Source organism: Streptomyces sp. NPDC050485 (assembly GCF_044458185.1).
Taxonomy (GTDB): domain Bacteria; phylum Actinomycetota; class Actinomycetes; order Streptomycetales; family Streptomycetaceae; genus Streptomyces.
Genome location: NZ_JBITHR010000057.1, coordinates 1 through 19046, shown reverse-complemented (window position 1 = coordinate 19046; position 19046 = coordinate 1). Strand labels below are relative to the sequence as shown.

Genomic DNA, 19046 nt, shown 5'->3' with positions numbered 1-19046 from the left:
GGGGGCGACCACGCCCACCCCGCGGTGGCGCGCCTGGTTCACCCCCCCCCCGCCCCCCCCCCCCGCTTCCGCCGGGGGGGTTTAAACCCCCGGGGGGGGGGGGGGGTCCCCCCCCCCCCCCCCCCGCTGCCATGTTCCCCGACCCTGATCTTGCTGCGCCGATTCGCCCCACGATCACCAGCTCCCTCAACGTCTCTCCACAGGACAGCCACGGGGCAACGGCGCCGCCGAAAGGGCAGCGGGCAACGCCTCTCGCGCCTCTTCTCTCTGGCAGGGCTATCAGAGGGGTAGAGGTCGGATGAGACTTCGCTGCACATCTGGGCGCCTGTCGGGTCTACTCCGATGCACCAGGACCGGGGCCGTTTCGTCTCCGCCCGGCCGGGCCACCGTCATCTTCGACCTCCGCTTTCATGGCTACTCTCATGGCTACGTACGTAGCCGCGCGGTCCCGTTTGAACCGGTTTGAAACGGGGTCTGTCCCAGGGCCCAAATGGGGGCGCTGGCCCGCGCTCGGGCCAGCGGTCGACGACTGTCAGTCCTCGTGGCCGAGTTGGAGGTCTCTTTCGGTGCGTCCGCCGCCCGCGACCTGGAGGACGGTGGCGACCGGCGGATAGCCCGCCGCGATCACCGTGTACTCGCCGGAGGACAGGTCGACGAAGCGGAAGGTGCCGTCGGGTCCCGTGGTGAGGGTGTCCACGACATTGCCCGCCGCATCGAGCAGCGTCACCCGCGCGTCCTCCACCGGACGCCCGCCGCCGGACCGCACCGTCCCGCGCAGCACGGCCCCGCCCGCCAGCTCGATGTCCTGCCGGGTCTCGCGCGCGGCCTGCACGCTGACCGGCAGGGCCGCGGGCCGGAAGGCGGGCGCGCTGGCGGCCAGGGTGTACTCCCCCGCCACCAACTCCGTGATCACATAGCCGCCTTCGCGCCCGCTCCGGGTGGAGGCGACCACTTCGCCGCGTACGTCGGTGAGGGTGACGGCCGCGTCCCGCACGGGGCTGCCGTCGGCGGTGACGACGGTGCCGGCGAGCCGGCCGGCGCCGCCGAGCACCACGTCCAGGTCGACCGGCCGTTCGCCGACCGTCACGGCGACGGCCTGCGGCTGGTGCCCGCCGGCCGCCGCGATCAGCACGTACGAACCGGAACCCGGCACGCTCAGCGCGTACCGCCCGTCCGCGCCGCTGGCGCCGCGCCCGACCTGCCGGCCCCGTACGTCGACGAGGGTGAGGGCGGCGCGCGGCACGATCGTCCCGTCGTGGTGCTGGACGGTGCCGCAGACCGGAACGCCGCTCTGGTAGCCGGAGTTGGCGGTGCGGGGGTGCGGCAGGGGTGCGGTCTCGGCGGCGGGGGTGTTCTGGGACACCAGCGGTTGCTCCTTGAGGAAGAAGGCGAGCACGAAGCCGAGCACGAGCACCGGCACGAGGTAGAGGAAGATCCGCGGCATGGCGTCGGCGTACGCCCGGATGTAGCCGTCGCGCAGCGCGGGCGGCATGGCGTGGACCAGTTGCGGGGTGATCGACTCGGGGTCGGGCAGGCGGGCCCCGGCCGGGAGTTGGTGGGTCAGCGCGTGAGCGAGGCGGTTGGTGAAGAGGGTGCCGAAGACGGCGGCGCCGACGCTGCCGCCGATCTGCCGGAAGTAGGTGTTGGCGCTGGTGGCGGTGCCGAGGTCGGCGGGGTCGACGGCGTTCTGCACGGCGAGGACCAGGACCGGCATCACGAGGCCGATGCCGGCGCCGAGCACGGCCATCCAGATGCTGTAGTCGAGGCGCGGGGTGTCGGTGCCGAGGCGGGAGAGCAGCCACATGCCGACGGCGGAGACCCCGCCGCCGAGAATCGGGTAGATCTTGTAGTGCCCGGTGCGGCTGATGAGCTGGCCGGAGATGATCGAGGCGACGACGATGCCGCCCATCATGGGCAGTACGAGCAGCCCGGACTCGGTGGCGCTGGCCCCGTCGACCATCTGCAGGAAGGTCGGCAGATAGCTGGCTGCGCCGAAGAGGGCGACGCCGACGACCGCGCCGACGAGTCCGGAGACATTGAAGATCGAGTCGCGGAACAGCCGCAGCGGGATGACCGGTTCGGCCGCGTAGTTCTCGACCACCAGGAACAGCAGGGTGGTTCCGGCCGCGCCCGCGGCGAGTCCCAGGATGGTCCGCGAGCCCCAGGCGTACTCGGTACCGCCCCAACTGGTCAGCAGCACCAGGCAGGTTGAGGCGGTGGCGAGCAGCAGCGCACCGAGCACGTCGAGGCGGGGGCGCACGTCGGGCTTCGGCAGTTTCAGTACGGCGGTGATGACGGCGAGGGTGGCCAGGCCGAACGGGACGTTGATGTAGAAGCACCAGCGCCAGGAGGCGTGGTCGGTGAAGAACCCGCCGAGCAGCGGCCCCGCCACCGAGGCGAGCCCGAAGACGGCGCCGATCAGACCCATGAACCGGCCGCGCCGACGGGGCGGCACGATGTCCGCGATGATCGCCTGCACGCCGATCATGAGCCCGCCGCCGCCGACGCCCTGGATCGCCCGGAAGGCGATGAGCTGGTCCATCGTGTGCGACCAGCCGGCCAGTGCGGAGCCGACGACGAACACGACGATCGCGAACTGGAAGACGGGTTTGCGGCCGAAGAGGTCGCCGAGCTTGCCGTAGATCGGCAGTCCGATGGTGGACGCGAGCAGATAGGCGGTGACGGCCCAGGACACCTTGTCGAGGCCGTGCAGATCGCCGACGATCTTCGGCAGCGCGGTCGCGACGATCATCTGGTCGAGCGCCGCGAGCAGCAGGGTGAGCATCAGCCCGAAGAAGATCGTGCGCACCCGGCGGGGGGTCAACGGCGGGGACGGCGCCGGGAGTTGGTCCACCGCCTTGACGGCCGGGACCGCGGCGGGCTCAGCGGCCCGCTCGTCCTTCACCAGAGTGATCCCGGCCACGTAACTCTCCCCTCGTCGCGCTTGCGCCGATCATTTCTCGCATTACGCGACAACCGGGGCAAGCGAGACGAGTGGGGACGGGAGGCGTGCGCCGGGGGCTTCTGCGCTGGCGGGGGCCCCTACGGCGCACAACGGGCCGGGACGGAAAACCACCCGAACCGGTGACCGGGCGGGAGACTCCCGCGGGCTACTTCTCCACCTCGGCGGCCAGCTTGCCGAGCACGGCGTCGTAGATGCGGCCAAGTCCCTTGGGGGCAAAGGTCCTTTCGAAGAATCCGCCGATGCCGCCGGCGCCGTTCCACACCGTGCTGACGACGACCTTGGAGCGGCCCTCGCCCGCGGGCGTCACCGTCCAGGTGGTGACCATGGAGGAGTTGCGGTCCTTTTCGACCAGCTGCCCGTCGGTCGGCTCGGTGACCTCCAGGAGGCAGTCGCGCACGCGCTTGCTGGTGGCCTGGAGCTTCCAGTGGACGAGGGTGCCCTCGCCGTCGCCGCCCTCGCGCACCTGGTACTCGCTGAAGTGCTCCGGCAGGAGCCCCGGGCGGCCGTCCTGGTAGTCGGCGAGCGTGTCGAACACGGTCTCCGGATCCGCCGCGATGATCCGCTCCGTCGTGGCCTCGACCTGCGCCATGGCACTTCCTCCAGCACTTGTGTTTCCGGGGTGTTCGGGGTGCGCCAAGCCAATCACCTCGGGCTCGGCCGTCACAATCCGGGTTGCGATCAAGAAGGGAACATGTGTTCTATTCAGGGGTGGGAGTGACCGAGCAGGCCCGTGGGACCGGAGGAGGCGTTCATGCGCTGGGAGAATCTCGCCGATGACGACGACTCGGCCGGCCGGGCCGGGGCGGCCGCGCTGTTCGCCGCGGACGCGGTGACCACCCGGACGTTCGACACCCCCGAATTCCGCGGGATCACCTTCCACGAGATCCGGGCCCGTTCGATCGTCAACCGGGTGCCGGGCGCCTCCCGCATGCCGTTCGAGTGGACCGTCAACCCGTACCGGGGCTGCTCGCACGCCTGCGTGTACTGCTTCGCCCGCAAGACGCACAGCTATCTGGATCTGGACACGGGGCTGGGTTTCGATTCGCAGATCGTGGTGAAGGTGAACGCGCCGGAGCTGCTCCGGGGGCACCTCGCCTCGCGCCGCTGGCAGGGCGCGCACATCGCGATGGGCACGAATGTCGACTGCTACCAGCGGGCGGAGGGCCGCTACCAGTTGATGCCGGGCATCATCGCGGCCCTGCGCGACCACGCGAACCCGTTCTCCATCCTCACCAAGGGCACCCTCATCCTGCGCGACCTGGAGCTGCTCAAGGAGGCGGCCGCGGTGACCGAGGTGGGCATCTCGGTCTCGGTCGGCTTCGTGGACCGGGAGCTGTGGCGCACGGTCGAGCCGGGCACGCCCGCGCCGGAGCGCCGCCTCGACGTCGTACGCACCCTCACCGAGCACGGCATCGGCTGCGGGGTCCTGATGGCCCCCGTGATCCCGTTCCTCGGCGACCACCCCGACCAGCTGCGCGCCACGGTCCGCGCGATCGCCGCCGCGGGCGCGACCTCGGTGACCCCGCTCGTGCTGCATCTGCGGCCGGGCGCCCGCGAGTGGTTCATGGCCTGGCTCGGGCAGCACCATCCGCATCTGGTGCGCCGGTACGAGCGGCTGTACGCGGAGGGGGCGTACGCGCCGAAGTGGTACCAGCGCCGGATCACCGGCCAGGTGCACGAGCTGGCCACCGAGTTCGGCATCGGCCCGGCCCACCGCGGCGCGGCCCGCCGCATCCCGGCTCCGGTGGCGCCCGCCCCACCGGAGCCGACCCAGCTGACCCTGCTGTGACCCGCTCACCAGGGGCCGGGGCCCGATTGTCAGTGGCGTGCGCGAGGATGTCCGCATGACTTCGCTGACTCGTATCTCCGCGCCCGAGGGTGTCGCTCCCGGCAACGGCTACAGCCATGTGGTGTGGGGCACCGGCCGGTTCGTCGCGATATCGGGCCAGTGCGCGCTGGACGAGAAGGGCGCCGTGGTCGGCGAGGGCGACGCGGGGGCCCAGGCCGTGCAGGTCTTCGAGAACCTGCGCCGCTGCCTGGCCGCGGCGGGAGCCACGTTCGAGGACGTGGTGAAGCTGACCTACTTCGTCACCGACATCGCCCATCTGCCCGCGGTCCGGGCGGCCCGCGACGCCGTGATAGGCCCCGGCCACCTGCCGGCCAGCTCAGCGGTCCAGGTGTCCGCCCTGTTCCGGCCCGAACTGCTGGTGGAGATCGAGGCGTTCGCGGTGACCGGGAAGGCGTGACGCCGGTCCGGCCGTGAACCGCCGGTGGATCGAGCGGCGTTCGCGAATGCCTGACTCAGGCCGGACCGGACTTCCACTGGAATAGCGGCGTTCCCATGCCACGGGAGGCCCGGCTCACGCCCGGTTCGCTGTGATCCGGCGGAGCGACGTGGCCGCCGCCCGGGCGAGGCGGGGGTGGGCCAGGGCCTCGGTCAGGACGTCGGCGGCCCGCTTGTCGCCGAGTTCGCCCAGGCCCTCGACGCAGGCCAGCGCCACCCGCCAGTAGGGCGTGTGCGGAGTCAGGAGCGGCCGGAGGGTGGTGATCAGGGCCGGTACGGATTCGGGGGCGCGGAGTTCGGTGAGCAGCCGGACGGGGTGCAGGGCGTAGGCCGTGCGCAGTCCATTGGTCGCCAGGGCCGCCGCCGCGCGTGCGGTGCGCGGGTCGCCCAGTCTGGCGAGCGCGTACGCGGCGCTCACACAGCGCTCCGGATCGCGGTGGTTGAGCAGCAGGACCAGCGACTCGAAGGCCCGCCGGTCGCCCGCCACGCCGAGCCGGAAAGCGGCGATCTCCCGTGCCCACAGCGGGCGTTCGCGTTCGGTGAGCACGGCGGCCAGCTCGTCGTGGTCGGTGGTGGCGAGCAGCCGTCCGTACGACTGCGACGTGCCCGCCTCGTCCCGCACCCGGTCCGCGAGCGACCGGAACTCCTCGTCCATGGCAAAAGCCTAGGGGGTGTCCGGCGGATCAGGGCCGGGCCCGCCGATCGCGGCCACGCCCCGCGCCACCAGGGCGAGCCAGATCACATCGACTGCCTGTATCCAGGGGCTGGCGCGCTCGTTACTGGCCAGTTAACCTCAGGTGAGCGGGTAACCCCCGCCGACTCCGGTGGCCTGGTGACGCAGCCACCGCGAGTGTTCGTCGGTTCGGCAGTTCTGTACGACGCGCCCCGGGACAGGGCCGTCGGCCCCTTTGCACCACGACTCAACTCCCGCACGCCGTGCGCCCGTCGGCGTATCCGAGCGCTCTTGTACGCCGGGTTGCGTGCGCCCCTCTCTCAGTCGTCACTCATCCCTGGAGTCCCGTGATGGACATCCCCCTGAACACTGTCGCCGTCGTCGGCCTCGGCACCATGGGCACCGGCATCGCCGAGGTCCTGGCCCGCGCGGGCCGCGAGGTCATCGGCATCGACATCAGCGAGCGCGCCGCCCGCCAGGCCGTCGTCTCGCTGGAGGCCTCCACGGCCCGTGCGGTGGCCCGCGAGCGGATCACCGAGCGGGAGCGCGGCGACATCCTCGCCCGGTTCCGTACCTTCACCGACCTCCAGGCCGCCGCCGATGCCGAGCTCGTCATCGAGGTCGTGCCCGAGTCGTACGAACTGAAGCAGCAGGTCTTCCACGCGCTCGACACCATCGTCGCGCCCACCGCGATCCTCGCGACCGGCACCAACGCGCTCTCGGTGACCCGGCTCGCCGCCGACTCCGCGCACCCCGAGCGCGTCCTCGGCCTGCACTTCTTCAACCCGGCGCCCGCGATGAAGCTGGTCGAGATCGTCTCGTCCGTGCTGACCGCTCCCCCGGCGGTCGACGCCGTGCAGGCGCTCGCCCTGGAACTGGGCAAGGAACCCGTCGCGGTCGGCGACCGCCCCGGCTTCGTCGCCGACGGGCTGCTCTTCGGCTACCTCAACCAGGCCGCCGCGATGTACGAGTCCAAGTACGCCTCCCGCGAGGACATCGACGCCGCGATGAAGCTGGGCTGCGGACTGCCGATGGGCCCGCTCGCGCTGCTCGACCTGATCGGCATCGACACCGCCCGCACCGTTCTGGAGGCGATGTACGCCGACTCCCACGACCGGCTGCACGCCCCCGCGCCGATCCTCGGCCAGCTCACCGAGGCCGGGCTCACCGGCCGCAAGAAGGGCCGCGGCTTCTACACGTACGAGGCCGAGGGCAGCTCGGTCGTGGTGGCCGACGCCCAGACCCCGGACGCCGCCGCGGGCTCGGGCGGCGGCCGCGAGATCCGCTCGGTCGGCGTGGCCGGCTCGGGGACCATGGCGTCCGGCATCGCGGAGGTCTTCGCCAAGGCCGGGTACGACGTGGTGCTCGCGGCGCGCAGCCTGGAGAAGGCGGAGACCGCCAAGTCCCGTATCGGCACGTCGCTTTCGCGCTCCGTCGACAAGGGCCGGATCACCGCCGAGGCACGCGAGGAGACGCTGAACCGCATCTCGCCGGCCGGCGCCCTGGAGGCCTTCGCCGAGGTCGACCTCGCGGTCGAGGCGGTCGCCGAGGACCTGGCGGTCAAGCAGCAGCTCTTCGCCGCCCTCGACAAGATCTGCAAGCCGGGCGCGGTGCTCGCCACCACCACCTCCTCGCTGCCCGTCGTCGCCTGCGCCCGCGCCACCTCGCGCCCGCAGGACGTGATCGGCATGCACTTCTTCAATCCGGCGCCGGCCATGAAGCTGGTCGAGGTGGTCCGTACCGTGCTCACCTCCGACGAGGTGCACGCCACCGTCCGCTCGGTCACCGCGAAGATCAAGAAGCACCCGGTGGACTGCGGCGACCGCGCCGGGTTCATCGTCAACGCGCTGCTCTTCCCGTACCTCAACAACGCGATCAAGATGGTGCAGGAGCACTACGCGACGCTGGACGACATCGACGCCGCGATGAAGCTCGGCGGCGGCTACCCGATGGGACCCTTCGAACTGCTCGACGTGGTCGGCCTGGACGTCTCGCTGGCCATCGAGAAGGTGCTGCACGCCGAGTTCCGCGACCCGGGCCTGGCCCCCGCGCCGCTGCTCGAACACCTCGTCGCGGCCGGCTGCCTGGGCCGCAAGACGGGCCGCGGATTCCGCGAGTATGCCCGGCGCTGACCCGCGAGCGGGGTGGGGCGGGCTGCTGCAGCCTTCCGGCAGCTCGCCCCCAGGGACGCGGCTTCCTGCACATATGCAGTACGTTCGGTCCATGCCCCAGCCAGCCAGGTCCTCCCGTACGAACGCTGTGCCCGACGCCCCGGAGAGTGCCGCGGGCAGCCGGGCGGCCGCCCAGCGCCTCAAAATGCGCCGCGAGCTGGCGGCCGCGGCGATGGAGCTGTTCTCCGCGAAGGGGTACGAAGCGACCACCGTCGATGAGATCGCGGCCCGCGCCGGGGTCGCCCGGCGCACCTTCTTCCGGCACTTCCGCTCCAAGGAAGAGGCGATCTTCCCGGACCACGACGACACCCTCGTACGCGCCGAGGCGGTGCTCAACGCCGCGCCGCCGCACGAGCATCCGCTGGACACGGTGTGCCGGGGCATCAAGGAGGTCATGCGGATGTACGCGGCCTCCCCCGCGGTCTCCGTGGCCCGCTACAAGCTGACCCGCGAGGTGCCGACCCTGCGCGAGGCCGAGATCGCCTCGGTCGCCCGCTACGAGCGCCTCTTCACCCGCTATCTGCTCGGCCACTTCGACGAGCACGACCACCAGCCGGGGAACGACGACCCGCTGCTCGCCGAGGTCGCCGCGTCGGCGGTCGTCACCGCGCACAACCACGTGCTGCGCCGCTGGCTGCGGGCCGGCGGCCAGGGCGATGTGGAGACCCAGCTCGACCACGCCTTCGCGATCGTCCGGGACACCTTCGGGTCGGGCATAGGAGCGGGCCGCACGGCCAAGCCCAGGCCGGCCGCCGCCACCGTGTCGACCAGCGACGAGGTGCTGGTCGCGGTGGCCCGCACGGACGCCCCCCTTGACGAGATCATGCAGAGCATCAAGCAGGCCCTGAAGACCAGGTAGCCGCGCTCCGCCCCGATGGCCGCATCCCTCACCGAAGGATGCGGCCATCGGCGTATGCCCTGACCTGCAACGATCGATCATCGCTCATCCGTGCAGGTCATTACGCAATTGAGAGAAATTGTTGGCACGCAGTGCCTTGTCAGTTGGCACCGGGTGTCATACGTTGATGTTGTCCGGGCGGCCGGCGTGCAGAGACCTCTCGTACGTCGGCTGTCCCCACAAGCCGCCACTGGCGAGTGCGCCCGGACGCCTGCGTCACAGGCAACCCTCCCGCGCCCACCAGGCGCCGCCGTACTCGCACCACACCGCCGAACCGACGGCACACCTCCACAGCACCACCCCCGAAGACCCTCAACGCCCCTTTCGGGCGCTTCGCCGGAGGCAACACCGTGAAGGAAATCCTGGACGCGATCCAGTCGCCGGAGTCCACCTCCGCCGACTTCGCCGCTCTGCCGCTCCCCGAGTCGTACCGCGCGATCACCGTGCACAAGGACGAGACGGAGATGTTCGCCGGGCTCAGCACCCGCGACAAGGACCCCCGCAAGTCCCTGCACCTGGACGACGTGCCGATCCCCGAACTCGGCCCGGGCGAGGCCCTGGTGGCCGTGATGGCCTCCTCGGTCAACTACAACTCGGTCTGGACGTCGATCTTCGAGCCGATGTCGACCTTCGGCTTCCTGGAGCGCTACGGCAGGCTCAGCGAGCTCACCAAGCGCCACGACCTGCCGTACCACATCATCGGCTCCGACCTCGCGGGCGTCGTGCTGCGCACCGGGCCCGGCGTGAACGCCTGGCAGCCCGGCGACGAGGTCGTCGCGCACTGCCTTTCGGTCGAGCTGGAGAGCTCCGACGGGCACAACGACACGATGCTCGACCCCGAGCAGCGCATCTGGGGCTTCGAGACCAACTTCGGCGGCCTCGCCGAGATCGCACTCGTCAAGTCCAACCAACTCATGCCGAAGCCGCGGCACTTGAGCTGGGAGGAGGCCGCAGCCCCCGGTCTGGTCAACTCGACCGCGTACCGCCAGCTGGTCTCCCGCAACGGCGCCGGCATGAAGCAGGGCGACAACGTCCTGATCTGGGGCGCGAGCGGCGGACTCGGCTCGTACGCCACGCAGTTCGCGCTCGCGGGCGGCGCCAACCCCATCTGCGTGGTGTCCTCGCCGCAGAAGGCGGAGATCTGCCGGGCCATGGGCGCCGAGGCGATCATCGACCGCAACGCCGAGGGCTACAGGTTCTGGAAGGACGAGCACACCCAGGACCCGAAGGAGTGGAAGCGCTTCGGCAAGCGCATCCGTGAACTCACGGGCGGCGAGGACGTGGACATCGTCTTCGAGCACCCGGGCCGCGAGACCTTCGGCGCGAGCGTGTACGTCACCCGCAAGGGCGGCACCATCGTGACCTGTGCCTCGACCTCGGGCTACAACCACGAGTACGACAACCGCTACCTGTGGATGTCGCTGAAGAAGATCGTGGGCTCGCACTTCGCCAACTACCGCGAGGCGTGGGAGGCCAACCGCCTGGTGGCCAAGGGCAAGATCCACCCGACACTCTCCAAGGTGTACTCCCTGGAGGACACCGGGCAGGCCGCCTACGACGTGCACCGCAACCTGCACCAGGGCAAGGTCGGCGTGCTCGCGCTCGCACCGCGCGAGGGCCTCGGCGTCAGCGACCCCGAGCTGCGCGCGCAGCACATCGACGCCATCAACCTGTTCCGTGACGCGTCAGCGGAACGGACCATCAACACAGCCGGAACGTCTGAGGTTCGCTAGATGACAGAGCGTCAGAAGGATCGGCCGTGGCTCATGCGGACGTACGCCGGTCACTCGACCGCCGAGGCGTCCAACGAGCTGTACCGCCGCAACCTCGCCAAGGGTCAGACGGGTCTGTCGGTCGCGTTCGACCTTCCGACGCAGACCGGATACGACCCCGACCACATCCTCGCCCGCGGCGAGGTGGGCCGGGTCGGGGTCCCGGTGTCCCATCTCGGTGACATGCGGCGGCTGTTCCAGGACATCCCGCTTGAGCAGATGAACACCTCGATGACCATCAACGCCACCGCGATGTGGCTGCTCGCGATGTACCAGGTGGTCGCCGAGGAGCAGGGCGCCGACATCACCAAGCTCCAGGGCACCACCCAGAACGACATCGTGAAGGAGTACCTCTCGCGCGGGACGCACGTCTTCCCGCCGGGGCCTTCGCTGCGGCTGACCACCGACATGATCTGCTACACGGTCAACAACATCCCCAAGTGGAACCCCATCAACATCTGCAGCTACCACCTGCAGGAGGCGGGCGCCACCCCGGTCCAGGAGATCGCGTACGCGATGTCCACCGCGATCGCGGTCCTCGACTCGGTGTTCGCCTCCGGGCAGATCCCCGAGGACCGCAAGGGCGATGTGGTGGCCCGGATCTCCTTCTTCGTGAACGCGGGCGTCCGCTTCGTCGAGGAGATGTGCAAGATGCGCGCCTTCGGCCGCATCTGGGACCGGATCACCCGGGAGCGGTACGGAATCGAGGACGCCAAGCAGCGCCGCTTCCGCTACGGCGTCCAGGTCAACTCGCTCGGTCTGACCGAGGCCCAGCCCGAGAACAACGTGCAGCGGATCGTGCTCGAAATGCTGGCCGTGACCCTGTCGAAGGACGCCCGCGCGCGGGCCGTCCAACTCCCGGCCTGGAACGAGGCGTTGGGCCTGCCGCGCCCCTGGGACCAGCAGTGGTCGCTGCGCATCCAGCAGGTCCTGGCGCACGAGAGCGACCTGTTGGAGTACGAGGACATCTTCGAGGGGTCGCACGTCATCGAGGCCAAGGTGAGCTCCCTGGTCGAGGAGTGCCTGGCCGAGATCGACCGGATCCAGGAGATGGGCGGGGCGCTCGCGGCCGTCGAGTCGGGCTACCTCAAGTCTCAGCTCGTCTCCTCGCACGCCGAGCGGCGGGCCCGCATCGAGGCCGGCGAGGAGAAGATCGTCGGCGTCAACTGCTACGAGTCGACCGAGCCGAGCCCGCTCACCGCCGACCTGGACGCCGCGATCATGACGGTCGACCCGGCCGTCGAGGCCCGCGTCGTCGGCTCGCTCAAGAACTGGCGCGACTCCCGCTACCAGCCGCCCTTCAACCACCCGCGCCCCTGCAAGGCGCTGGAGAAGCTGAAGGAGGCCGCGCAGGGGACCGGCAACCTCATGGAGGCCACCCTGGAGTGCGTGCGCTCCGGGGTCACCACCGGCGAGTGGTCCGAGGCGCTGCGCGAGGTGTTCGGCGAGTTCCGGGCGCCCACCGGCGTCTCCTCCGCCCCGGTGGCGGTGACCGCGGAGGCGGGCACACCGCTCGCCCTGGTCCGCGAGAAGGTGGCGCGGACGGCCCTGGACCTCGGTTCGGGGCGGCTGCGCCTGCTTGTCGGCAAGCCGGGCCTGGACGGGCACTCCAACGGCGCCGAGCAGATCGCGGTGCGCGCGCGGGACGCCGGCTTCGAGGTGGTCTACCAGGGCATCAGGCTGACCCCCGAACAGATCGTGAGCGCCGCCCTCGCCGAGGACGTGCACTGCGTCGGTCTGTCCATTCTGTCCGGCTCGCACGCCGAACTCGTCCCGGACGTCCTGGTACGTCTGAGGGAGGCGGGCGCGGCCGACATTCCGGTGATCGCCGGCGGAATCATTCCGCCCGCGGACGCCGAAGAGTTGCGCAAGGCGGGCGTTGCCGCCGTTTTCACCCCTAAGGACTTCGGTATCACGGAGATCATCGGCCGTATCGTCGACGAGATCCGGAAAGCGAACAAGCTCGACCCGTTGGAGGTCCCCGCATGAGCACCCCTGTCAACCGTCTCCGCCCGCGTCGTTCCTGCCTCGCGGTACCGGGCAGCAACCCCCGCTTCCTGGAGAAGGCCCAGGGCCTGCCGGCCGACCAGGTCTTCCTCGACCTGGAGGACGCCTGCGCCCCGCTGGCCAAGCCGGAGGCGCGGCACACCATCGTGAAGTTCCTCAACGAGGGCGACTGGACGGGCAAGACGCGCGTCGTGCGCGTCAACGACTGGACGACCGAGTGGACGTACCGCGATGTCGTCACGGTGGTGGAGGGCGCCGGGCAGAACCTCGACTGCATCATGCTGCCGAAGGTCCAGGACGCCCAGCAGGTCGTGGCGCTCGACCTGCTGCTGACCCAGATCGAGAAGACGATGGGCTTCGAGGTCGGGAAGATCGGCATCGAGGCGCAGATCGAGAACGCCAAGGGCCTGAACAACGTCAACGCGATCGCCGAGGCCTCGCCCCGTACCGAGGCGATCATCTTCGGCCCGGCCGACTTCATGGCCTCCATCAACATGAAGACCCTGGTCGTCGGCGAGCAGCCGCCCGGGTACGGCGCGGACGCGTACCACTACATTCTGATGAAGATCCTGATGGCCGCGCGAGCCAACGACCTCCAGGCGATCGACGGCCCCTACCTCCAGATCCGCAACGTGGACGGCTACCGCGAGGTCGCGGGGCGCGCCGCGGCGCTCGGCTTCGACGGCAAGTGGGTGCTGCACCCGGGCCAGGTCGAGGCGTCGAACGAGATCTTCTCGCCCTCGCAGGAGGACTTCGACCACGCCGAGCTGATCCTGGACGCGTACGAGTACTGCACGTCCGAGGCGGGCGGCAAGAAGGGCTCGGCGATGCTGGGCGACGAGATGATCGACGAGGCCAGCCGCAAGATGGCCCTGGTCATCTCCGGCAAGGGCCGGGCGGCGGGCATGCGGCGCACGTCCACGTTCGAGATCCCGGAGGCGTGAGCACCATGCAGTTCGGCCGCACCTATGAAGAGTTCGAAGTCGGCGCCGTCTACAAGCACTGGCCCGGAAAGACGGTCACCGAGTACGACGACCACCTCTTCTGTCTGCTCACCATGAACCACCACCCGCTCCACATGGACTCCAACTATGCGGAGAAGACGACCGACTTCGGGAAGAACGTCGTCGTGGGCAACTACATCTACTCGCTGCTGCTCGGCATGAGCGTGCCGGACGTGTCCGGCAAGGCGATCGCCAACCTGGAGGTCGAGTCGCTCAAGCACGTGGCGCCGACCTTCCACGGCGACACCATCTACGGCGAGACGACGGTGCTCGACAAGACCCCGTCGAAGTCGAAGAGCGACCGCGGAATCGTGTACGTGGAGACCAAGGGCTACAAGCAGGACGGCACCCTGGTCTGCGTCTTCCGCCGCAAGGTGATGGTGCCGACCGAGACCTACATCAAGGAGCGCGGCGGCGAGCAGCCCGGCCGCCCGGAGCTGATCGAACCCTCGAAGAAGTCGGAGAAGTAGCGATGGCCCGTCTCGCCCAGACCGCCGGTCTGACCGACATCCAGCAGGAAATCCTGGCCACCGTGCGGGACTTCGTCGACAAGGAGATCATTCCGGTCGCGACCCAGCTGGAGCACAAGGACGAGTACCCGACGCAGATCGTCGAGGGGCTCAAGGAGTTGGGCCTCTTCGGGCTGATGATCCCCGAGGAGTACGGGGGCCTGGGTGAGTCGCTGCTCACGTACGCGCTGTGCGTGGAGGAGATAGCGCGTGGCTGGATGTCGGTGTCCGGCATCATCAACACGCACTTCATCGTGGCGTACATGCTCAAGCAGCACGGCACCCAGGAGCAGAAGGACACCTTCCTGCCGCGGATGGCGGCCGGCGAGGTGCGCGGCGCGTTCTCGATGTCGGAGCCGGCGCTCGGCTCGGACGTGTCGGCGATCACGTCCAAGGGCGTCAGGGACGGCGAGGAGTACGTCCTGAACGGCCAGAAGATGTGGCTGACCAACGGCGGAACGTCGTCGCTCGTGGCCGTTCTGTGCCGGAGTGACGAAGGACACCCCGAGGGGACCGCGCCCCACAAGTCGATGACGACCTTCCTGGTGGAGAAGGAGCCGGGCTTCGGCGAGGTCCGGCCCGGTCTCACCATCCCCGGCAAGATCGACAAGATGGGTTACAAGGGCGTCGACACGACCGAGCTCATCATGGACGGACTGCGCATTCCGGCCAATCGCGTGCTCGGCAGGGTCACCGGCCGAGGGTTTTACCAAATGATGGACGGAGTCGAGGTCGGCCGCGTCAACGTCGCGGCACGTGGCTGCGGAGTCGCTCAGCGTGCATTTGAGCTCGGCGTCTCGTATGCCCAGCAACGTCACACTTTCGGCAAGCCGATCGCCCAGCACCAGGCGATCCAGTTCAAGCTCGCCGAAATGGCTACCAAGGTCGAAGCGGCCCATGCGATGATGGTCAACGCAGCACGCAAAAAGGACTCCGGGGAACGAAACGACCTCGAAGCAGGGATGGCGAAGTACCTCGCCTCCGAGTACTGCAAGGAGGTGGTGGAAGACGCCTTCCGCATCCACGGCGGCTACGGCTTCTCCAAGGAGTACGAGATCGAGCGCCTGTACCGCGAGGCGCCGATGCTGCTCATCGGTGAGGGTACCGCCGAGATCCAGAAAATGATCATTGGACGCCGACTTCTCGAGGAGTACCGGCTCCAGGGTTGATTGCGGCTTTTGGGTCGGTTTGGCCGCGAAGAAGATCACACCCTGTCATCGTCTTCCGGCCGCCGACTCGGCTTCTGGCTTGCCCAGTTGCGGCTCGCAACCGATACCATCGCCGGTAAACCAGCCGCCGTCCCCCATTGCCAGCGCGGCATCATCCGCTACGAAGGTCATCCATGCCCCACAGCCAAACCTCTGCACCACGCGACGGCTTCCTCAAGGGACGCCTTGCTCGCGGAGCATCGCCGTGGCTTCTGCCGACCGTCGCCACCGCAGCCCTCAGCCTGGCCCGCTCGCGCCGCTCCAAGGGTGCCGCCATTGTGGCCGTGCCCACCACCGCTCTCGCGGCGGGCATGCTGTGGTTCTTCCGCGACCCCGAGCGTGAGATCACGCAGGGGCGGGTCATCTCCCCCGCCGACGGTGTGGTGCAGAGCATCATGCCGTGGAAGGACGGACGTACCCGCGTCGCGATCTTCATGAGCCCGTTGAACGTCCACGTCAACCGCGCTCCCCTCGCGGGCACGGTGACGTCGGTGGAGCACATCCCCGGTGGCTTCGTTCCGGCGTTCAACAAGGAGAGCGAGAACAACGAGCGCGTCGTCTGGCACTTCGACACCGAGCTCGGCGACATCGAGATGGTGCAGATCGCCGGTGCGGTCGCGCGGCGCATCGTGCCGTACGTCCCGCAGGGCACCAAGGTGGAGCAGGGCGAGCGCATCGGACTGATCCGCTTCGGCTCGCGGGTCGACATCTACCTCCCCGAGGGTGTCGAGGTCGCGGTCGAGGTCGGGCAGGCGACCACGGCGGGGGTGACTCGAATTGACCGTGATTGATCCCGAGACACAGGCCGGCTGGGTCCCCGAGGCGGAGTCCGAGGACGACGTCGAGGAGATGCCGCTGTCGCTGCGGCTGTCGATAGCGGACACCCTCACCCTCGGCAACGCCACGTGCGGATTCATGGCGGTGTACTTCACCACCACGGGCATCCTCATCCCGCACCTCTCCGGCAGCCAGGAGACCGGCATGGCGCGGCACTCCGCCGCGACCGCCGTGATCCTGATGCTGCTCGCGGCGATCTTCGATCTCTGCGACGGCCTCGTCGCCCGCAAGCTGCGCAGCTCGCCGATGGGGGCCGAGCTGGACAACCTCTCCGACCTGATCAGCTTCGGGCTCGCCCCGGCCTACTTCGTGCTCGTGTACGGAATGGTCGCGGACGACGCCCACCAGCGGGTCGCCGCGGTCGCCGCGATCACGGTGCTGCTCGCCGTGGTACTGAGACTCGCGCGCTTCTCGTGCGTGACGATGAAGGACGGCATGTTCCAGGGCATGCCGAGCCCGTTCGGTGCGCTCACGGTCGTCTCGATCGTCCTCCTTGAGCTGCCGTTCATCCCGACGCTGCTCGCCGTCATAGGAGTCGCCTGGCTGATGGTGAGCCGGGTCGAGTACCCGAAGCCGCGGGGCATCCTCGCGGTGGCGATGCTGAGCTGGATCATCGGTGCGATGGGGCTGCTCGCGGCCTGGGCGTTCGACGCTCCGGGCGGTCAGATGCTGCTCCAGACCGGCTGCGCTCTGCAGATCGTGCTGGCGGCGACGATCCCGCTGTTCGCGACGGCGCGCCGGGTGAACACCTTCCGCGACAACCGCCGCGAGGCGCGGGCGGCGCAGCTGCCGTAACGCTGCGCGGCGTGAGCGAACGAAGTGGCCCCGGACCATCTGGTCCGGGGCCACTTCGCTGTTCGCCCGGGGGCAGGCAGGCCGCCTGGGTGCCGTCCTCAAACGGCGGACGGGCTTGAGTTGGTTGCCCCGCGTGAACCGTGACCGCGGTGCGATCAGTGCGTGTGTTCCGTCGGGCGAAGGTCCCTGGGGATCTTCGCCCAGGCCAGTACGGCGGCGGCCAGCGGCAGGGCAGCGGCGAGCAGGAACGTCGGCGTCATGCCCGAGGTGAACGCCTCGGAGACCTTGCCGAGCAGCGCCGAACCCGCGGGGCCGCCGATGCCCGAGGCCACGTGCGCGGCCTCGCCGACGGAGTCCCGGACGGCCTCGGCGGTCGGGCCCGCCAGGCCGAGGTCGGGCAGGTGCACCCGGTACAGGGCTGTCGCCAGGCTGCCGAGGATGGCCACGCCCATGGCCGCGCCCAGCTCGTAGCAGGTCTCCTCGACGGCGGCCGCGCCGCTGACGTCCTTCGCGGGGGCGGAGGCCATCAGCGTCACCGAGGCGGCCGTGGTGGCGATGCCGACTCCGCAGCCGATCACGGCGAGGGCGAGCGCGACCGCCGGGTATCCGAGGGTGCCGGACTGTCCCAGGAACCAGGGCAGCGCGAGGCCGGCGGTCATGAGCAGCAGTCCGCCGCCGAGCACGTACCGGATGGGGAGGCGGTGCATCAGCGCCGGGGTGGCCATCGAGGTGGCCATCAGACCGAGCGGCGCCGGCAGCAGCCGCACGCCCGCCTCCAGCGGGGTGTACCCCTGCCCGTACTGGAACCACTGCGTGACCAGGAACAGCGCGGAGCCGAGGGCGATCATGCCGAGGAAGATCGAGACCGCGGCGATGGTGAAGGAACGGTTGGCGAACAGCCTTACCTGGAACAGCGGTTGGGGCAGTTTCAGCTGACGTCGGACAAACACTGTCAGCGTCACGGCGGCCATCACCAGCAGCCCCCAGGCGAGGGGGTCGGCCGGGCCGCCCTTGCCGAGCTGCTTGATGCCACCGGCGAGGGCGAGCATGCCGACGATCGACTGGGCCACGCCCCACCAGTCCCAGCGCCCGGCCCGGGGCTGGTGGGACTCGGGGATCAGCCGCACCCCGAGCGCGATGATGACCAGCGCCACCGGGATGTTGATCAGGAACGCGGAGTGCCAGCCCTGCTGCTCGACGAGGAGTCCGCCGACGACCGGGCCGAGCGCCATGCCGCCGCCGAACACCGCGGCCCACACGGCGTAGGCGAAGGCGCGCTCACGGGCGTCGGTGAAGACGTGGCGCAGGATCGACAGGGTCGACGGCATGATCGCGGCGCCGCCGACGCCGAGCAGCGCCCGGGCGGCGATGACGTGCCAGGCCTCGGTGGCGAAGACGGCCATCAGCGAGGCGGCCGCGAAGATGCCGAACCCGATGAGCAGCAGGCGCTTGCGCCCCCAGCGATCGCCGAGCGCACCCGCCGTGACCAGCAGTCCGGAGAGCGCGAGGGCGTAGATGTCGATGATCCACAGCTGCTGTACGGAACTGGGGCGCAGATCGCCGACGAGGGAGGGGAAGGCGACGTTGAGGATCGTGGTGTCCATGGCGATGAGCAGCAGGCTGCCCGACAGAATCGCGAGGACGGCCCAGCGCCGGGGGTCGAGGTGCGAGGTCATGGAACACTCCAGTATCGAATGAGACATCAGTGTCTCATAATTTTGCTGAGTGTGCCGCCATGCGAGTGTTCTGCGTCCGGTGTGCGATGTCCGGCGCCCGGCATCCGGCGCCCGCGGGAATGCGAAAAAACGGCCCCCGCCGCGATCACTCAGATGCTGTTGGTTAATCCGGGGGGGGCTGGTTCTACTTCGCCCCGTCGAGCGTGAGCTCGGCGGGGCGAAGTGCTGCGAAGTGGCTGGTGCGGGT

The 19046-nt window shown here is 69.7% G+C and carries 16 protein-coding genes; 11 read left to right on the top strand and 5 right to left on the bottom strand.

The features are described 5' to 3' along the window. Positions 1 to 532 precede the first annotated feature (532 nt). Positions 533 to 2923: an MFS transporter gene (locus ACIBK6_RS41645; protein WP_399058596.1), complete on the bottom strand. Its 2391-nt coding sequence runs from the start codon at positions 2921 to 2923 to the stop codon at positions 533 to 535. Positions 2924 to 3110: 187 nt separating this feature from the next. Beyond that, positions 3111 to 3554: an SRPBCC family protein gene (locus ACIBK6_RS41640; protein ID WP_399058594.1), complete on the bottom strand. Its 444-nt coding sequence runs from the start codon at positions 3552 to 3554 to the stop codon at positions 3111 to 3113. Positions 3555 to 3716: 162 nt separating this feature from the next. Here ACIBK6_RS41640 and ACIBK6_RS41635 point away from each other — a divergent pair, with 162 nt between their 5' ends. Then, entirely contained in the window at positions 3717 to 4754 is a 1038-nt protein-coding gene (locus ACIBK6_RS41635) for an Rv2578c family radical SAM protein (RefSeq protein WP_399058592.1), read from the top strand. Positions 4755 to 4809: 55 nt separating this feature from the next. Further along, positions 4810 to 5211, top strand: a complete 402-nt coding sequence (locus ACIBK6_RS41630) for a RidA family protein (protein WP_399058590.1) — start codon at positions 4810 to 4812, stop codon at positions 5209 to 5211. A 114-nt stretch (positions 5212 to 5325) separates the two neighbouring features. On the opposite strand, the gene ACIBK6_RS41625 is transcribed toward ACIBK6_RS41630, so the two are convergent. After that, complete coding sequence (locus ACIBK6_RS41625) at positions 5326 to 5904, bottom strand: adenylosuccinate lyase (RefSeq protein WP_399058588.1); 579 nt, start codon at positions 5902 to 5904, stop codon at positions 5326 to 5328. A 368-nt stretch (positions 5905 to 6272) separates the two neighbouring features. Between ACIBK6_RS41625 and ACIBK6_RS41620 the strand changes: the two genes are divergently transcribed. From ACIBK6_RS41620 to ACIBK6_RS41590, 7 genes are all read left to right on the top strand, one after another. Next, positions 6273 to 8054 carry a 3-hydroxyacyl-CoA dehydrogenase family protein gene (locus tag ACIBK6_RS41620; RefSeq protein ID WP_399058586.1) on the top strand — a complete coding sequence of 594 codons (1782 nt, stop codon included), beginning with the start codon at positions 6273 to 6275 and terminating at the stop codon, positions 8052 to 8054. A gap of 91 nt (positions 8055 to 8145) precedes the next feature. Continuing rightward, positions 8146 to 8952, top strand: a complete 807-nt coding sequence (locus ACIBK6_RS41615; protein WP_399058584.1) for a TetR family transcriptional regulator — start codon at positions 8146 to 8148, stop codon at positions 8950 to 8952. A 389-nt stretch (positions 8953 to 9341) separates the two neighbouring features. Further along, positions 9342 to 10724 (top strand): crotonyl-CoA carboxylase/reductase, encoded by a 1383-nt coding sequence (ccrA, locus tag ACIBK6_RS41610; protein WP_399058582.1) that lies wholly within the window; start codon positions 9342 to 9344, stop codon positions 10722 to 10724. Next, the gene (locus tag ACIBK6_RS41605) at positions 10725 to 12752 is read left to right on the top strand and encodes a protein meaA (RefSeq protein ID WP_399058580.1); all 2028 of its coding nucleotides are present in this window, start codon (positions 10725 to 10727) and stop codon (positions 12750 to 12752) included. Next, positions 12749 to 13714, top strand: a complete 966-nt coding sequence (locus tag ACIBK6_RS41600) for an HpcH/HpaI aldolase/citrate lyase family protein (protein WP_399058578.1) — start codon at positions 12749 to 12751, stop codon at positions 13712 to 13714. The genes ACIBK6_RS41605 and ACIBK6_RS41600 overlap by 4 nt, the downstream gene beginning before the upstream one ends. 5 nt (positions 13715 to 13719) lie before the next feature. Beyond that, positions 13720 to 14244, top strand: a complete 525-nt coding sequence (locus ACIBK6_RS41595) for a MaoC family dehydratase (protein ID WP_399058597.1) — start codon at positions 13720 to 13722, stop codon at positions 14242 to 14244. A 2-nt stretch (positions 14245 to 14246) separates the two neighbouring features. Further along, positions 14247 to 15452, top strand: coding sequence for an acyl-CoA dehydrogenase family protein (locus ACIBK6_RS41590; RefSeq protein ID WP_399058576.1), 1206 nt, complete (start codon positions 14247 to 14249; stop codon positions 15450 to 15452). A gap of 45 nt (positions 15453 to 15497) precedes the next feature. Here ACIBK6_RS41590 and ACIBK6_RS41585 read toward each other — a convergent pair whose 3' ends face one another. Continuing rightward, positions 15498 to 15623, bottom strand: a complete 126-nt coding sequence (locus ACIBK6_RS41585; protein WP_399058574.1) for a hypothetical protein — start codon at positions 15621 to 15623, stop codon at positions 15498 to 15500. Positions 15624 to 15625: 2 nt separating this feature from the next. Here ACIBK6_RS41585 and ACIBK6_RS41580 point away from each other — a divergent pair, with 2 nt between their 5' ends. Beyond that, on the top strand, positions 15626 to 16282 hold the full coding sequence (locus ACIBK6_RS41580) for a phosphatidylserine decarboxylase (protein WP_189963308.1): 657 nt from the start codon (positions 15626 to 15628) through the stop codon (positions 16280 to 16282). Next, the gene (pssA, locus tag ACIBK6_RS41575) at positions 16269 to 17123 is read left to right on the top strand and encodes a CDP-diacylglycerol--serine O-phosphatidyltransferase (protein ID WP_399058572.1); all 855 of its coding nucleotides are present in this window, start codon (positions 16269 to 16271) and stop codon (positions 17121 to 17123) included. Before ACIBK6_RS41580 ends, pssA begins: the two co-directional genes overlap by 14 nt. Positions 17124 to 17278: 155 nt before the next feature. Here the strand turns inward: pssA and ACIBK6_RS41570 are convergent, their stop codons facing one another. Then, positions 17279 to 18799, bottom strand: coding sequence for an MFS transporter (locus ACIBK6_RS41570; RefSeq protein ID WP_399058570.1), 1521 nt, complete (start codon positions 18797 to 18799; stop codon positions 17279 to 17281). Between the last annotated feature and the right edge of the window lie 247 nt (positions 18800 to 19046).

What these genes read in the sequence shown, in the direction of transcription:
- ACIBK6_RS41580 (WP_189963308.1), top strand. Translation starts at nt 15,626, where the DNA reads ATGCCCCACAGCCAAACCTCTGCACCACGCGACGGCTTCCTCAAGGGA.
- ACIBK6_RS41620 (WP_399058586.1), top strand. Translation starts at nt 6,273, where the DNA reads ATGGACATCCCCCTGAACACTGTCGCCGTCGTCGGCCTCGGCACCATG.
- ACIBK6_RS41595 (WP_399058597.1), top strand. Translation starts at nt 13,720, where the DNA reads ATGCAGTTCGGCCGCACCTATGAAGAGTTCGAAGTCGGCGCCGTCTAC.
- ACIBK6_RS41590 (WP_399058576.1), top strand. Translation starts at nt 14,247, where the DNA reads ATGGCCCGTCTCGCCCAGACCGCCGGTCTGACCGACATCCAGCAGGAA.
- ACIBK6_RS41625 (WP_399058588.1), bottom strand. Translation starts at nt 5,904, where the DNA reads ATGGACGAGGAGTTCCGGTCGCTCGCGGACCGGGTGCGGGACGAGGCG.
- ACIBK6_RS41630 (WP_399058590.1), top strand. Translation starts at nt 4,810, where the DNA reads ATGACTTCGCTGACTCGTATCTCCGCGCCCGAGGGTGTCGCTCCCGGC.
- ACIBK6_RS41635 (WP_399058592.1), top strand. Translation starts at nt 3,717, where the DNA reads ATGCGCTGGGAGAATCTCGCCGATGACGACGACTCGGCCGGCCGGGCC.
- ACIBK6_RS41585 (WP_399058574.1), bottom strand. Translation starts at nt 15,623, where the DNA reads ATGACCTTCGTAGCGGATGATGCCGCGCTGGCAATGGGGGACGGCGGC.
- ACIBK6_RS41640 (WP_399058594.1), bottom strand. Translation starts at nt 3,554, where the DNA reads ATGGCGCAGGTCGAGGCCACGACGGAGCGGATCATCGCGGCGGATCCG.
- ACIBK6_RS41615 (WP_399058584.1), top strand. Translation starts at nt 8,146, where the DNA reads ATGCCCCAGCCAGCCAGGTCCTCCCGTACGAACGCTGTGCCCGACGCC.
- ACIBK6_RS41600 (WP_399058578.1), top strand. Translation starts at nt 12,749, where the DNA reads ATGAGCACCCCTGTCAACCGTCTCCGCCCGCGTCGTTCCTGCCTCGCG.
- ACIBK6_RS41570 (WP_399058570.1), bottom strand. Translation starts at nt 18,799, where the DNA reads ATGACCTCGCACCTCGACCCCCGGCGCTGGGCCGTCCTCGCGATTCTG.
- ACIBK6_RS41605 (WP_399058580.1), top strand. Translation starts at nt 10,725, where the DNA reads ATGACAGAGCGTCAGAAGGATCGGCCGTGGCTCATGCGGACGTACGCC.